10 protein-coding genes are annotated in these 16631 nt (G+C 32.4%); 5 read left to right on the top strand and 5 right to left on the bottom strand.

Annotation, left to right across the window (positions count from 1 at the left end):
* Positions 1–18 precede the first annotated feature (18 nt).
* A complete protein-coding gene (locus tag V9L05_RS06655) occupies positions 19–711 on the top strand; it encodes a DUF6304 family protein (protein WP_338814868.1) in 693 nt (230 codons plus the stop codon).
* A gap of 66 nt (positions 712–777) precedes the next feature.
* Here the strand turns inward: V9L05_RS06655 and gdhA are convergent, their stop codons facing one another.
* Positions 778–2133 (bottom strand): NADP-specific glutamate dehydrogenase, encoded by a 1356-nt coding sequence (gdhA, locus tag V9L05_RS06650; RefSeq protein ID WP_338814867.1) that lies wholly within the window; start codon positions 2131–2133, stop codon positions 778–780.
* Between the two features lie 571 nt (positions 2134–2704).
* Between gdhA and V9L05_RS06645 the strand changes: the two genes are divergently transcribed.
* The gene (locus V9L05_RS06645) at positions 2705–3265 is read left to right on the top strand and encodes a hypothetical protein (RefSeq protein ID WP_338793977.1); all 561 of its coding nucleotides are present in this window, start codon (positions 2705–2707) and stop codon (positions 3263–3265) included.
* Between the two features lie 57 nt (positions 3266–3322).
* Here the strand turns inward: V9L05_RS06645 and V9L05_RS06640 are convergent, their stop codons facing one another.
* The 3 genes from V9L05_RS06640 to V9L05_RS06630 form a co-directional block, all read right to left on the bottom strand.
* Positions 3323–4993: an IS1182 family transposase gene (locus tag V9L05_RS06640; protein ID WP_338812234.1), complete on the bottom strand. Its 1671-nt coding sequence runs from the start codon at positions 4991–4993 to the stop codon at positions 3323–3325.
* A 126-nt stretch (positions 4994–5119) separates the two neighbouring features.
* Positions 5120–7960: a TonB-dependent receptor gene (locus V9L05_RS06635; protein WP_338793978.1), complete on the bottom strand. Its 2841-nt coding sequence runs from the start codon at positions 7958–7960 to the stop codon at positions 5120–5122.
* A 171-nt stretch (positions 7961–8131) separates the two neighbouring features.
* Positions 8132–9799 carry a hypothetical protein gene (locus tag V9L05_RS06630; protein WP_338793979.1) on the bottom strand — a complete coding sequence of 556 codons (1668 nt, stop codon included), beginning with the start codon at positions 9797–9799 and terminating at the stop codon, positions 8132–8134.
* A gap of 449 nt (positions 9800–10248) precedes the next feature.
* Between V9L05_RS06630 and V9L05_RS06625 the strand changes: the two genes are divergently transcribed.
* Both V9L05_RS06625 and V9L05_RS06620 read left to right on the top strand, forming a co-directional pair.
* Positions 10249–11106, top strand: a complete 858-nt coding sequence (locus tag V9L05_RS06625; RefSeq protein ID WP_338814866.1) for a universal stress protein — start codon at positions 10249–10251, stop codon at positions 11104–11106.
* 65 nt (positions 11107–11171) lie between these two features.
* Positions 11172–12224 carry an ABC transporter permease gene (locus V9L05_RS06620; protein WP_338793981.1) on the top strand — a complete coding sequence of 351 codons (1053 nt, stop codon included), beginning with the start codon at positions 11172–11174 and terminating at the stop codon, positions 12222–12224.
* A 224-nt stretch (positions 12225–12448) separates the two neighbouring features.
* Here V9L05_RS06620 and V9L05_RS06615 read toward each other — a convergent pair whose 3' ends face one another.
* The gene (locus tag V9L05_RS06615) at positions 12449–14620 is read right to left on the bottom strand and encodes a prolyl oligopeptidase family serine peptidase (RefSeq protein WP_338814865.1); all 2172 of its coding nucleotides are present in this window, start codon (positions 14618–14620) and stop codon (positions 12449–12451) included.
* A 215-nt stretch (positions 14621–14835) separates the two neighbouring features.
* Between V9L05_RS06615 and V9L05_RS06610 the strand changes: the two genes are divergently transcribed.
* A complete protein-coding gene (locus V9L05_RS06610) occupies positions 14836–16383 on the top strand; it encodes an oligosaccharide flippase family protein (protein ID WP_338814864.1) in 1548 nt (515 codons plus the stop codon).
* Positions 16384–16631 lie beyond the last annotated feature (248 nt).

Below are 16631 nucleotides of genomic sequence, written 5' to 3'. Positions count from 1 at the left end.
CATAATTTAAAAAAAACAATGAATTTACTAAGTTATCCAATTATCTACAAAGACAAATTCGGAGAAGAGAAAGCTAAAATAACCACTTTTGGAACTACATTACATATAAAATTGCGAGATACTCGTTTTGAAGGACAATGCTTCGAAACACTTGAAATATCTGAATTTGATAATCAAGAAAATGATAAATTTGAATGGGAAAAATGTCAAGACAGCTCAAAAATCCTTACTAATTTTGAAATAAAAGTAAAATTTCAAATTCAGCTTGCCATCGAACATAATCAACAAATGGAGGAAATGATTGCACAAATTAGTACAGGAAATGAAAAAGGCACAAATGTTTTCTTAGAACTCAAAACTGATTTTGGAGATTTCAAAAACACAAAAAATTATGATTCCTTTGAAGATGCACTGCTAGAAATACAGAGTTTATTACCACAAAATACCAAAATCAAAACTTGTGTAAGTTGTAAGTTTTCAAATTATCATCCAATAGGAAATGGAATGTTTGGTGGATTGTATTGTTTCAAAAAATTAGCTCATCAAGTAGATAAAATAGTTGATAAACGTAGTTTACTGCATTGCTTTGATAAAGAATTTGCCAAAGATGAAGAAAAACAAAAAATATTCAATGTACAAGAAACATTTGATTGTCTAGACCATCGTTTTCCAAAAAAGTCTAATTGGACATATAAAAATTGGATAGAATAAAAGAAGCAAAAACGAATTGCAGTATGAAACAACAATTCGTTTTTTATAGTAAAGATGTAAAGAAAACTACACCACACCTTGTGCAATCATAGCGTCAGCGACACGCACAAAACCTGCTATATTAGCTCCTTTAAGATAATTTACTTTCTTTTTTTCTTTGCCATACTCTACACATTGCTCATGTATTTTCTTCATAATTGCTTTTAATTCTTCATCTACTTTTTCTTTTGTCCAAGATAAATGAAGTGAATTTTGTGTCATTTCTAACCCAGAAGTAGCCACACCACCAGCATTTGAAGCCTTACCAGGTGAATACAGAACATCATTTTTAGCAAAAATATCAATCGCTTCTGATGTTGTTGGCATGTTTGCCCCTTCGGCAACTAACTGACAGCCATTTTTTACAAGAGCTTTTGCCCCTTTTTCTTCTAATTCATTTTGAGTAGCACAAGGAAGTGCAATATCACATTTTACATCCCACGGACGTTTGTCTTTATGAAATTTTGCAGAAGAATATTTTTTGGCATATTCTTTTATTCTACCTCTTTTTTCATTTTTGAGTTCTTTTACAAACTCTAGTTTTTCTGTTGTAATTCCTTCTTCATCATAAATATATCCATCAGAATCTGAAAGTGTTACTACTTTTGCGCCTAATTCCATCGCTTTTTCACAAGCATATTGAGCTACATTTCCAGAACCCGAAATGACAACTGTCTTATTCTCTAAAGAATCTCCTTTGTGTTCCATCATTGCTTTTACAAAATAAAGAAGTCCATAACCTGTTGCCTCTGTTCTCAAAAGTGAACCTCCCCATTTTACGCCTTTTCCTGTAAATGTTCCTGTAAATTCGTTAGCTAGTCGTTTGTATTGTCCAAACATATAACCTACTTCTCTTGCTCCTACTCCAATATCGCCAGCAGGTACGTCTGTTTCTCCTCCAATATGTCTAAAAAGTTCGGTTACAAAACTCTGACAAAAACGCATTACTTCTTCATCACTTTTCTCTTTTGGATCAAAATCAGAACCTCCTTTACCACCACCTAAAGGCAAACCTGTAAGAGAGTTTTTGAAAACCTGCTCAAAACCTAAAAACTTTAGAATAGATAAATTTACACTTGGATGAAAACGAACACCACCTTTATAAGGACCAAGTGCAGAATTAAACTGAACACGAAAACCTTTATTGATTTGAATTTCATTTTTATCATCTAACCAAGGAATACGAAATAAAATAGCTCGTTCAGGTTCGACCATTCTTTCCAACAACTTTGCTTTTTTGTATTTTGGATTTTCCTCTATAAATGGAATAATAAATTCGGCTACTTCTTCAACAGCTTGTAAAAACTCTTCTTCGTGAGGTTGCTTGGTCTTAACAGACTCTATAAATCCTTTTACTTGTGTATTATGATTATTTTTAGACATAATTATTTGGTGTGGTTTGTTGTGTCAGTCGATTTGAAATAACGACTTAATCTACTTGTTTTAATTGAAAAGCAAACGGTTTGTAGTTATGAATGTTTGGAATGGCTTATAATAAAGTCTTCTCTGATTAATAAATTTAAAGTCTCTTCGGACAATTTAGCGAAATTATAAAAGGGTGTGCGTTCGTTTTAGCTTCGCTGAGGGTTACACCGTTCTCAAAAACGAACGAAACGCTTCTGAGGAAGCGTTTTTTTCAGTTCTGAGGAACTGAACACACAATGTTTCGCTAAAAAGTCGGAAGAGCCAATTTAAAAATATAACTCTCATAAATAAAGGATGGATGAATTCATTTAAACTCTAGAATTATTCTTATACTTTAGGTTCTTAAACTTTTCTGTATTGAAGAATGTACTTTAATAACTGAATAATTTTTGATTAAATTATTACTCTAAAGAAAAATATTTTATCAACAAATAATTAAATATATTTTCACATAAATATAAATTTAAATAAAAAAATTACTTTTAAACTTGTTTTAAATTAAATCTATTTATAATTAATTTTTTATTTTATGAAGCCACTTATTTTTGTGTCAATTTGTTTATTTTCTGTACTTCTCTTTTCTTGTAACGATGAAAATATAATAGAAAAAACAGAAAACAATCAATCAAAGAACTCTTATATTTCTAATAATACCTACTCAAAGGAAGCCAAACCAGACATAAATACTGTTCAAGATTATAATCCTTGTGTACAGTATGGCAATTCTTGTGTAACAGTAAATAATCTTATTCATAATGATGTTGATTGTGGAATTATAAATGACTTACTTAGCTGTTATTATCGTAGTTGCTCACCTGATTATCCTAAAAACCCTAGTTATGGTACTATTACGAATGAAGGTTGGTATACTAATCCACCAGTGTATTTTTATCAAGACTTAACCTATTATGTAAATGGAGATGATGATGTAGATTTAGGTTCTATAATAAATAGTATAAACTCTTATCGTAATAATCTTGCTACAACATTTTCTGGTGGTGTATATAGAATAGGAGTAATTTTACCTACATTTAACTGTGATTGGAGATCTTACCAAACAGTTAGAATAACTTACTTGGTAACGTATTAATATTTCAGGATATGACAAAAATAAAAAAAGAGGCTGTCCGAAAAGGTCAGCCTCTTTTTATGCAGCTATTTTTTGTAATTCTTCTTTTTGGTTGATTTTTTTGATGATGCAAACAAATTTTGTCTTTTGGTGATTTTTTTGAGTATAAAAAAAGGTGCAAAAAGATGATTTTTTAGAATTGAAAGTATTTTTTAGCTTATCGGCAGTTTTTGCCACCATTTTTCTAAAATTATGTCCAAGAGCCATCAATAGAAACTCCATTTCTACTTTTACTAATCCCTTAAAAGTAAATCGATTAAACTTATTATTATATTTGAGATGCCCAAAAACAGCTTCTACTTCTATAGGGCGTTTACTGCGCTGCTCTAATCCTTTCTCACTAGTTAGTAAATTTCTAGCTTTCTCTTTTAGTTGGTTTAAACGATGATTCACTTGTATTATTCTATTGCCTTCAGCTTTATGACATAAATTGCGAAGAGGACAATCTTGACACCTTTTTGCTTGATAATAAGATACTTGCGATTCGTATCCATTACTTGAAGTACGTTTTCCATCTCTTATTTTCTTCATTCTTTGCCCCATCGGACAGACATAAAAATCTAATTCTTTGTTGTAAAATAAATTCTGAACTAAAAAAGGATTATTTTTCATTTTCCTTTTTTGCTCTTTATGGAAATAATTGTACTTAACGTAGGCAGTAATTTCTTTTTTTTCAAGTAATTCATAATTTTCTTCACTTCCATAACCTGCATCAGCTACTACTTCTTTACTTTGTTTATTGTACTGATTTTCAAATCCTTCTAAATGAGAGGATAAAGTGGTGGTATCTCCTGCCGTTTGATGAATAGAAACGTGGGTAATAAATTGATTTTCTGTGGACACTTGAGCATTATAAGTAGGTTTGAGTTGTCCATTTTTCATGTGATCTTCTTTCATCCGCATAAAAGTAGCATCCGTATCTGTTTTACTATACGAGTTTCTACAACCTAAAATTTTCAGAGACTCTTCATATTTACTTAATCTAGGAAGATATTCATCTTGCATTTTTTTTAGTTCTCTTGCCTGTTGTTTACTCGGTTCTTTTAGTTTTTTATTGATTTGAGCGAGTTTTTCTTTTAATAATTCTGAATCTAATGGAGTAGATACTTCTTCTTTATTTTCTTCTTGATTATCTGATTGAATACTACTTTCAATATCAGATAAAATTTTATTTACTTTAGTTTCTAACTTTTCTTTATTTTTTTCAATACTACCACGCCAAACAAAAGTATAACGATTAGAACAAGCCTCTATTTTTGTTCCATCAATATATTGAACATCAAGACTTACATAACCCATTTCAACCAACATTTTAACAACTTCTCCAAATAAACGATGAATGTGTGCCTTCAAAATTTTACCTCTAAAGTCATTAATTGTTCTAAAATCTGGTGTAGAATTGCCTGATAAATACATAAAATGAATATTCTCCCCAAGAGCTTTAGCTATTTTACGACAAGAATAAATATTGGATAAATAAGAATAGAATAGCACTTTAACGAGCATTCTTGGATGATAAGCTGAACAACCTCCACCTTTGTATTGAGAAATCAAATCGCTAATATCCAATGAATCAACCACCTTTTCAACTAAACGAACAGGATGGTGAGCTGGAATTTTGTCAAATATATTGACAGGAAAAAGTTCGGGCTGCTTACCACTTTGGTTTTTGAAAACTACTTTTGCCATAGGCTATATAACGTTAGTATAAAAGTATATATACCTCGAAAATAAAAAAAATTAACCATAAAAAAAAGGCTATCCGTACTTTTCGGACAGCCTCTTTTTTTGTAAAACTATAAGTATAACCTTCGTTTAGTCAATCAAATACGTAACTCCTAAAGAGAAAGTACGACCAACAGTATAAGAATCATATATATATTCTGTTCCTTGGAAATCTTGTACTTGTTTGTATTCAGGATTTAATAAGTTTCTAGCTCTGAAACTGAATCCCCAGCCACTTTCCATTGTTTTCTTAACAGCAAAATCTAAAGATGGACGAGGCACTTCATATACATCTGGCTGTCCTGCTTGTGCTACAATAGCCAAACGTTTTCCAAACACATTGAAATTTCCACTAATACTAAGTCCTTTTTCTGGCAAATCATAATAAATAAATGAGTTTAGAACATAAGGTGATTGCATAAACATAGTACGAGTAGGCTCACGATTTGGGTCAGTTTTCAAGATAAAAGAATATTCTGCTGAATCAATATCTACTTCTGAATACATCAAACTAAAGTTTGCACCCACACTAAAGTTTTTGAGAGCATCAGAAAAATCTAATCGCTTACGCACTTCAAGCTCAAGACCAGCAACAAATGCTTGATCAACATTTTTGTACTGAATCTGTCCATTTGGTTCTCTTGGGTCAAATGCACGTTCGATAGGGTTAGAGAATTTTTTGTAGAAAGCACTTACTGAAATAATCTCTCCTGCATTTGGATACATTTCATAACGCAAGTCAAAGTTATCGATAAGGGTTCTTTCTAGGTTTTCATTACCAATGATAGTAAAGTCATCAGCAAAAGCAAAACTAGGAAAAGGAGCAAGTTCTCTAAAAGTAGGACGAGCTAATGTTCTACCATACGAAGCACGAAGATTAGTTGATTTATTAAGTTCATAAATCAAATTGAGGGCAGGTAAAAAGTCATTTTCTTGAATATTTGCTTTATTTAATGTTTCATCATCACTTGCTGCTTGTAGGTTTGTTCCTTCATAACGTACTCCCATTACAGCACGGAATTTTTTAGTAAAACGCCAATCTGTCATTCCATAAAAAGAAATAATTTCTTGATAACCTGTATAACTATTTCTTGGAGAAGTAAAATCTGTGATTACTACACCTAGATTACCATTATCCATTACACCTACATTTTGGAAAAAATCATCTATTGTTCCAGTCTGACGATAATTATCTAAAACACCTGAGTTTTTGAAATTAATATACTGGTATCTTTTTTCATTGAAATCTCTATCTTTCATTAAATATCCACCACCAAATTTAAATTTACTGTCTCCTCCTTTTGAGGTAAATGGAATTGTAATATCTACTTTATTATCCCAATTGATTTCATTCATATCACGATAATAACGAGCAGGAGAATTATAAGACGAAATAGCAATATCATAAAAACGCTCTCCTCCATTTTCATAATAATCATCAGAGAAATAACGCAAATCTGGCTCATTTTGAGTAGATTGAGCCAATGAAGAAAGCCACTCAATTTCTATATTTCTTTTTCCAACAGTATGCTTTCCTTTAAGTTGAGCTGAAGCAATACCACGCTCTAAAAACTGCATTGTTTGTGTACGATATACATATCCTTCTTCCAAACCTGCACCTCCTCTATTCCAAAGTCCTGAACGATAATCAGTTGTCTTATCTCCACTTCTATTATACATTAAATTTAAAGAGATTTTACTTGTAGGAGCTACTTTGTAAGACATATTTAAATTTGCTCCCCAAAGTGCGCTTTCTGTTCCTTGTTCGGTATTGAGCTGGTAAGTTGGATTAAGTTGGATTACATCTACTCCATCTCTACTAAAACGACCTGTAACTCCATTATCATAATAACTAAAATTACGTTGATAACTTAGTGAAGATACAAAACCAAAAGGACGACCCAAAACATTGATTTGATTACCTAATGAAAGAGAATGAAATTGATTTAAAAATGGAGCTTTGCGCTCATAGTCCATATTTGTTCCAAAAGATTTTGTTTGATTATCTACTTGTTGTTTTTGTTCTGGTGTGAGAAAGCTTCTAGGATCAAGAAATTCATTAGATATTCCACTTGGTATAGAACGGCTTCCATCATCAATTCCTAAAAAGTCTGTTTTTCCTCCTTTATGTGTCAAAAAGTTATTATTTAAACTTGTTTGGTCATTAAAACCTAATGAAGAATTCCATTGAAATGTAAATCTATCTGGAAAATCTTTAGTTACTACATTTATATTTCCACCAGCAAAAGAACCTGAAAGATCTGGTGAGAAAGTTTTAGATACAATAATATTATCAATTAAATTACTAGGAAATAAATCCATCTGAACTGAGTTTCTATTTGGGTCAAGGCTTGGAAGGCTTGCTCCATTGAGTGTTGTTTGGCTATAACGATCGCCAAGTCCACGTACATATACATATTTTCCACCTTCTACCGAAACACCTGTTACTCTTGTAATGGCTGCTGCTGCATCTCTATCTCCTGAACGAGCAATCTGTTCTGCTGCAAGTCCATCTTGAACAACTCCTGAATTTTTTTGTGCTGCCAAAACTGCTGTTGTAGATGCAGTTTCTGCTTTCGCTTCTATCACTACAGCTTCTAACATCTCTGTATCTTCACCTAAAGTAGCATCAATTACAGTTACTTGTCCTGCTTTTACTTCTACTCCTGTAACTGTTTTGGTTTGGTAAGAAACAAAAGAAATTTGGAGATCATACGTGCCTGCTTCGACAGAAATAGAATATTTTCCATCTAAGTCAGCTGCTGAACCGTTTGTAGTTCCTACAATAACAACAGTAGCACCAATGAGTTCTTCTCCATTAGCAGCATCTTTAATTGTTCCTCTAATTGTTCCTTTTGTAGTTTGGGCAAAAGAAGTGGAACTAATAAGTAATAATACAAGTGTAGCAAATGTCAGTAAATGATTTTTCATTACCTTTTGGTTGTAAATTATTGAAGTTAAATGAAATTTCTGTGTCTTTTTAGTCAAAAATGAAAATGCTAAAAAAACAGGTTTTGAAATGAGTTTCTAAAGAAAATACAAGTAAAGCAGCTACTCTTTTGAAGTAGCTGCTTTTTTGATTTGATTCAAACAAATCTATTTTTATTGAATATAGCTTGCTGTCATTGTCCAGCCATTATACCAAGGCGTTGTACCTGGTTCGATAGCACCTCTATAAGCAGCAGGACTAAGGAAAGTATTAGAAGTTTCTGATACATCTCCACCTGTAGCTGTCGGAACTAAGTTTGAACGAGTTATACCCAAATCCTCTACTTTATTTCCAGACTCTGTGAAATAAGTAGCAAGGTCTAATTTAGCAGCATCTAAAACAGCAGCATCTATATCTGCACCTGAAGGAGTAATAATATCAGAAAGGGCAGCTACATCATTACTAGCAACATTAAAGAATGTATTATTCATTACTTTTAAAGTTCCTTCTTGAAAACGTTTGTAACTATTTTCACCACTTGGAGTAAGTTGAACAGCAAGACCTTGCTCAAAACCTACAAAAATACTGTTGTGGTATTCTCCACCTGCATTATCTTGGAAATAGAATACTCTGTTTTTTCCACCATTTCCTCTACCTACATAAGTAGCATTATAGAAAGTAGCAGTTGCATATGGCTGAGCATCTTTAGGAGAATCTCCACCGTCATGCTCACCACCATTTTCACCATCATCTGTACGTTGATAAGCTACAACAAATTGATTAATTCCTCTAAAACCTAAGTCAGTATCGTATGCTTCGTCTCCACAAGCTGTAGAAACAAGATATTTAGCATTTACAGTTCCACCAAACCACTCAAATCCGTCGTCTTGGTTTGCAAATACTTCGATGTGGTCAATTTTAGTTCCTCTACCAACAGCACCAAGAGTAAGACCATTGATTTCGTTGTTAGCAGCAATTGAAGTACCACCGTGACGAATAGAAATATAGCTAAGTTCTCCAGAGTTATCATCATCATCCGTTCCACCATAAAGACCACGACCTTCAGTAGTTGGAATACCTTCAATAGATGCTTCAGCAGTACCACGAGCAATTGTAGTTTTTCCTAAAACAATAACACCACCCCAAAGACCATTTTCTACGCCTAAAGAACCATCCAATGGATCTTTTTCAGCAGTAAAAATAATTGGTTCGGCAGCTGTTCCTTTTGCCATAATTTTAGCACCACGAGCTACAACAAGTGCAGAAGCACTTTCTTGCTCACCTGGTTTTGCTTTCACTACTGTACCTGCTTCAATAGTAAGAGTTTGTCCTTCGTTTACGAATACAAAGCCATCAAGAATCCAAACTTTATCTTTTGTCCAAGTAATAGCTGTTTCACCAATACCAATTGGGTCAGCCTTTACAGTAACAGAAGCTCTACTTGTTGCAGCATCAGTTCCTGTTGTATAGTTGGCTGGATAAGTTGGTGGTGGTGGAGCATCTTCTCCAAGAACAGTAACAGTTTGAGTATTTGCATTAGTACCACCATCTCCACTAGCTGTAAGAGTTACCTGAACAGCTCCTTCAGTAGTAAAAGTAAATGTTGGATTTTTTTCTGTTGAGCTAAAAGCTGCACCTGTTGCAGACCAAACAAAAGTTTCTGCGTCTGTACTTGTGTTAGTAAAAGTTACTGTTTCGCCAACTTTAGGGCTTGTAGGACTAAATGTAAAAGAGGCTACTGGAGCTTTTTTTGTGTCATCTTCATCATCTTTACAGCTTACTAATACAAGAGCTGCAAATAGAAAAATGAATGCTAATTGAAAGAAATTTTGTAATTTCATTGGATTAAATTAATTTAGATTAATCTTAGTGAATTGATTTTGAACAATAATATTTGTTCGGAAAGTTTTTAGTGCTTTTGTCTAAACTTGATGCAAAAGAACAACCTTATCTTTACTATGAAATTGCTTCAATATTAACATTACGTTACGTAACAAACTGTTCACATTTAATTTACAATGAGGTCTTTTACTCTTAGTGATTAGGAGCGATTTGCTTATAATTAACTTATACTTTTAATATTAGAAATCTTGAAATTAAATGTTCTAACAAAATTGCACTAGTATAAAATCTAAAATAGAGAAGAGTAGTTAATTTTAAATTTATTCTATATAATAAACCGACTGAGTTTTTAATTTAGTTTTTTGCTACAAAAAAAGTATATTGCCTTATAAAACAAAGTCAGGTTATTTATTCCTGTATTCTATTCTCTTATTTTTATAGGTTGGTTATGCAAAAAATTCTAGTTCCAGTTGATTTTTCTAAGCCTTCAGAGGCTGCTCTAAATTACGCATTACATTTTGCCCAAGTAATTGGGGCTGAAATTATTTTACTTCATGTAGCTTGCGCTCCTTTACCTTCTGCTACTAATTATCATCTTCATGTAGGCTTATTAAAAGAAGAAGTAGAAAAAGGAAAGGCAAAATTAGAAGAGTATATAAATCAATTTTCTGAATTATCTTATCTAGATGGTAGTGGAAAGCTCAAAATCACATCTATTTTGGAGAGTGAGGATGGAATAATTCCTTCTATTGAAAAAGTTTCGAAAGAGCAGGGAGCTTTTTTAGTTGTTATGGGAACTCATGGCATGACACGAGCAGAAGAAATTTTGTTAGGAAGTGTAACAGCTGATATTATTGCTTCTAAAGAAACTCCTGCTGTATTAGCTATTCCTAGTAATGCAACATTTTCAAATTGGGAACGCATTGTTTATGCTGCTGATTTTTCTGAAAAAGATGAGAAAGTAATTGATATTCTTTTAGAACTGGCGAATTATTTTCCAAATTCGAAAGTAGATTATTTACATATCAGTAATGATAAAGAGCGTATTGAAGATATTGATAGACTTCATCGTTTGAAAGCAGCTTTTAAGAAAATACCTGTTTCTATGTTGGACTTTAGATTCAGAGAAAATGATGATTTAGATAAAGGAATAGATAGTTATCTAGAAAGTTATGAAACAAGTATTTTGGTTATGCTTACTCATCATCGCAATTTCTTTGAGAGTTTATGGCATAGAAGTAAAGCAAAGGAAATAAGTTTTCATACTGATGTGCCTTTATTGGTATTGAAGACAAATTCAATTTGAAAATAGATTTAGATAATTAGAAGTAAAAATTTAGAAAGAGATTTTCTAGAATATTAATTTGTCAAATGATTGCATATTTTTTAAAAAAATTGGGATATGGTTTTCTAGTCATTTTTGGAGTGACTGTAGTGGTGTTTTTTATATTTCATGCACTACCTGGTGATCCTACAAAGATGATTGCAGGACCTCGTTCTACACCTGAAACTATTGCCATAATCAAAACTGATTTAGGTTTGGATAAGCCTTTAAGCACTCAATTTGCCTATTATCTGAATGATTTGTCTATTGTTTCTGTTCATGAAGACACAAAAAGCAATCAAGTAAAATATGATTACATCAAACTTTTTAGTATTTCAGATAAAGCATTTGTAGTCAAAAAACCGTATCTAAGAAAATCTTATTATAGTGATAGCCGAGTAGATGAAATGCTCTTCGACAGAGTAAGTGCAACTCTTGTTTTGTCAGTGGCTGCAATGATTTTTGCTACTTTTTTTGGAGTAATTTTTGGAATTATTTGTGCGCTCAAGCAAAACTCTTTTTTAGACCATGCCTTAGTTTCAATTTCAGTCTTGGGTATTTCTACACCTTCTTTTGTAGCAGCCATTTTTATAGCTCTCATTTTTGGATATTATTTAAGTGAATACACAGGACTTGACATGACAGGTTCACTTTGGATAATGAGTGTCTTTGATGGAAAGCAATTAGCTCTAAAAAATATTATTTTACCTGCTTTTACACTTGGTTTGCGTCCCTTGGCAATTATTACTCAACTCACACGCTCTTCGATGATAGAAGAACTTTCTAAAGATTATGTCAGAACAGCACGAGCAAAAGGATTGCCTCAATATATTGTTATTTTCAAACATACGCTCAAAAATGCTATCAATCCTGTTGTAACAGCTATCTCAAACTGGCTTGCTACACTTATAGCAGGTGCTTTTTTTGTAGAATATGTATTTAGTTGGAAAGGATTGGGCTGGCTTACAATTGATGCCGTTCAAAAACTTGACCTTCCTGTTGTGATGGGGGCAACACTTGTGGTAGCTGTCATTTTTGTAATTATTACGCTTATTGTAGATTTATTATATGCGTTACTTGACCCTCGTGTTAGGGCATAAAAAAAACGCCTATAAATTTATAAGCGTTTTTTGAATAACATAAGAGTAATTTACTTTTTTGTTATAATAAACGTTATCACGGTTGTTTACAGGTCTAATAATTAGCAAGTTATAGAAAAACAAACCAGTCTTATTTTTCCATAGCGCAGGGTTTGCAAACCCTGCGCTATGGAAAAATGAACATTACTAATTTAACCGTGATAACGTTTAATAACAATAACAAGTTATTTTTTCTCACTTACTTCATTTTTAGGAAGCGTTTCGAATCCCATATTATAAAGTGTAAAAGCAAAAATATCAGCATTTTCTTCAATTGTTTTGCTAGTTGGTTTTCCTGCACCATGACCAGCATCTGTTTCAATACGAATCATTACAGGATTACTTCCTTTGTGTTTGTCTTGTAACTCGGCAGCAAATTTAAAGGAGTGAGCAGGAACAACTCTATCGTCATGGTCGCCAGTAACAACAAGTGTTGCAGGATAAGAAACTCCTTCTTTTACATTATGAACAGGAGAATACCCTTTTATATATTCAAACATTTCTTTGTTCTGTTCAGAAGTTCCATAATCATACGCCCAACCTGCACCAGCTGTAAAGGTATGATAACGAAGCATATCCAAAACACCAACAGCAGGAATAGCTACTTTCATAAGGTCTGGACGTTGAGTCATAACTGCACCTACCAAAAGTCCTCCATTCGAACCTCCTTTTATTGCTAAATATTCACTAGAAGTGTATTTTTCTTTGATTAAAAATTCAGCAGCAGCAATAAAATCATCAAAAACATTTTGTTTTTTGAGTTGAGTTCCTGCATCATGCCACTCTTTTCCATATTCTCCTCCACCTCTAAGATTTGCAACAGCATAAACGCCTCCTTGCTCCAACCACACTGAATTAATTACACTAAAACTAGGAGTAAGGCTAATATTAAATCCACCATAACCATACAAAATAGTTGGATTTTTACCATTTAATTCTGTTCCCTTTTTATAAGTAATAATCATAGGAATCTTTGTTCCATCTTTTGAGTTATAAAAAACTTGCTTTGATTCGTAATTATCTGAATTGAAATCAATAGCAGGTTTCCAGTACGATTCGTATTCTCCAGTTTCTGCATCAAATTTATAAATGCTACTTGGTGTATTATAATTGGTGAAAGAAAAATACATTTCCTTATCTTCTTTTTTTCCACCAAAACCACCAGCACTTCCTACCCCTGGTAATTTTATTTCTCTGATTTCTTTTCCATTCATATCATACTGAACAACTTTAGAAATAGCATCTACCATATATTCAGCAAACAAATATCCACCACCTGAAGAAGCACTCAAAACGTTTTCTGTATGAGGAATTACATCTTTCCAGTTTTCAGGAGTTGGCTTTGAAGCATCTGTCATCACTACTTTCTGATTTGGCGCATCTAGGTTTGTAACCAAATAAAGTTTTGAACCTTCATTATCCATTAAATATGTATCACTATCTTCATTATCTACAATAGTAACCAAAGGAGAATTTGCTTTTGATAAATCTTTGATAAAAAGTTTATTACCAGAGGTTGCATTACTTCCAGAGATGAGCAAATAGTTTTCATCTTCTGTAACAGAGCCACCTACATATCTGTGTTTCTGGTCTGCTGTTGCTCCAAAGATAACTTTGTCTTCACTTTGAGGAGTTCCTACTTTATGAAAGTATAATTTATGTTGGTCTGTTTTGGCTGAAAGTTCACTTCCCTCTGGTTTATCATAGCTAGAATAATAAAAACCGTCGTTTCCTTTCCAACTTATACCACTAAATTTCACATTTTTGAGTGTGTCTTCAATTGCTTCTTTACTTTCTGTATCAATTACAATTACTTTTCTCCAATCGCTTCCACCTTCTGAAATTTGGTAGGCTGCACGAGAACCATCTTTTGAAAAATCAAGTCCTGCCATTGAAACAGTTCCATCTTTTGAAAATGTATTTGGGTCAATAAAAACTTGGTCTTTTTCTTCGCCTTCTTTTTTTCTATAAACGACATATTGATTTTGCAATCCATCATTTTTGTAGAAATAAGTATAATTTCCTTCTTTAAATGGACTAGATATTTTCTCATAATTCCAGACCTTCTCTAACTGATTTTTGAGCTGCTCACGGTAAGGAATAGATTTTAGGTAATCGAAAGTAACTTTGTTTTGAGCTTTTACCCAGCTTTCTGTTTCTGTGCTTCGGTCGTCTTCTAACCAACGATAAGGATCTTTGATAACCGTTTCAAAGTAAGTATCTTCTACTGTTCCTTTTTTTGTTTCAGGATATTCAAATGTAACAGGCATTTTTTCTTCTTGGGTTTCTTTTTTTTCTGTTCCACAAGCTGAAAGCAAAGTTGCAGCAATGGATAATTGTAAGACTATTTTTTTCATTGTGTGTATTTTGATATAAAATGAAATAATTGTGGTAAGACCGATAACTAATTATTCTGATTTGTACGATAAAATACAGAATAATTACAGGTTATTGTTGTAAAATTAGTTAATCAATCAAGAAAAACAAGTTTAATACTTCAAAAACTACTTTTTGATAATCCTTCATTTTATAACTACTTTTGATTCCTTAAACAGAATGCACAAAAAACGAAATGTATAAAAAATTTCTTTCTCAAACAGCTATTTACGGACTTACTGGAATAGTTGGTAGATTGCTCAATTATTTACTTACACCTTTCTATACAGGAATTTTCCTTCCTGATGAATATGGTGGTATGTCGGTTTTTTATGCTTATGCTGCACTTCTGAATGTCATTTACACACATGGAATGGAAACGACTTATTTTCGTTTCATATCTAAAAATAATGAGGTAAATAGTGAAGAGCAGAATAATCCATCCTCTAAAAATGGGAAGCCTTACAATCTTTCTCTAAGTTCTGTCATGTTTACTTCGCTCATTCTGAGTAGTTTGATGTGGATTTTTGCAGAGCCAATAGCTGTTTTTTTAGAATATCCCAATAATGCACAGTTTGTAAAGTGGTTTGCTGGTATTATTGCCATTGATTCTATCGTTGCGATTCCGTATGCACGATTGAGAGCAGAAGAAAAAGCAATGAAATTTGCTTCTCTTCGAATGACAGTTATTGTTCTTACTCTTTTTCTAAACTTTTTCTTTCTTTATTTTTGTAAACACAGTGTAGAAGGAACACAGTTTTTATTTTTTCAAGAGTATGCAAAACTAATTTATGACCCAGAAATTGCTTTAGGTTATGTTTTTTTAGCCACCTTGATTGCAAACTCTTCTGTTATTCCACTGCTTTGGAAAGAATTTAAAGATTTTCGTTTTACATTCAATTGGAAAAAGAACTGGAAAGATTTCAAACCTATGCTTTTATATGCCTATCCGTTACTTTTTGCAGGAATTGCCTATGCGATTAATGAAGTAATTGATAGAAGTTTATTGCAAAAATGGCTTCCTGATAATTTTTATCCAAATAAATCTCCAATGGATGCAGTAGGAATTTATTCAGCCTGTTACAAACTTTCTATTTTTATTACTTTAGCTGTTCAAGCCTTTAAATATGGTGCAGAGCCGTTTTTTTTCTCACAAGCTAGTCAGAAAGATTCTCCCAAAACGTTTGCTACCATTACTCATTTTTTTACGATTGTCTGTGTTTTGATGATGCTAGGAGTGAGTTTGAATATGGAATGGATAGCAAATATTTTTATCACAAATAAAGAATATCACGAAGGACTTTTTATTGTTCCGATTCTACTTTTAGCAAATATTTGTTTGGGATTATATTATAATTTTTCGGTTTGGTTTAAGGTTTCTGACCGTACACATTTTGGACTTTGGATAAGCCTTGCAGGTGCAGCTATTACAATTAGTTTCAATTTTATTCTGATTCCATTTTTAGGATATTTTGGAAGTGCGATTGCGACACTTTCTTGTTATTTTACGATGGCAGCTATGTGTTATCTTTTGGGAAGAAAATACCAACCTATTCCTTATCCAATTCTGAAAATGATTTTGTATTTAGGAATTTCTACAACACTTATTTTTATTTGTTTGAATATAGAATGGACAGGGTTTTGGCAAAAACATTTGATTCAAAATGGATTGCTTGTTTTGTTCTTGGCTGTTACAGTTTTGGTAGAATATCGAACTTTTAGGAAATTGAAGAAGTTAGAATAATTAATTATCAATGATGATTTTTTTAGTAATTGCTAAAAAAAAAATTTCTAAAACTAAACTTTTTTAAAGTCAAATCCGTTATATGGGTGTACTTTAAATTTATACCTTTCTCATTACTTGCAAAAAAGTACCTTTTCTAATCAGTGATAGTTTTCGTTTAAGTACAGGAAACTTGAGATATAGAAAAGGTATTTTTTTTGTCTAAATTTTAAATGCAGAAAAAAATAAAAATTTTTGTGTGGAATTTT

This window comes from Bernardetia sp. Wsw4-3y2, assembly GCF_037126295.1.
Taxonomy (GTDB): domain Bacteria; phylum Bacteroidota; class Bacteroidia; order Cytophagales; family Bernardetiaceae; genus Bernardetia.
This window is presented reverse-complemented; position numbering and strand designations above follow the sequence as displayed.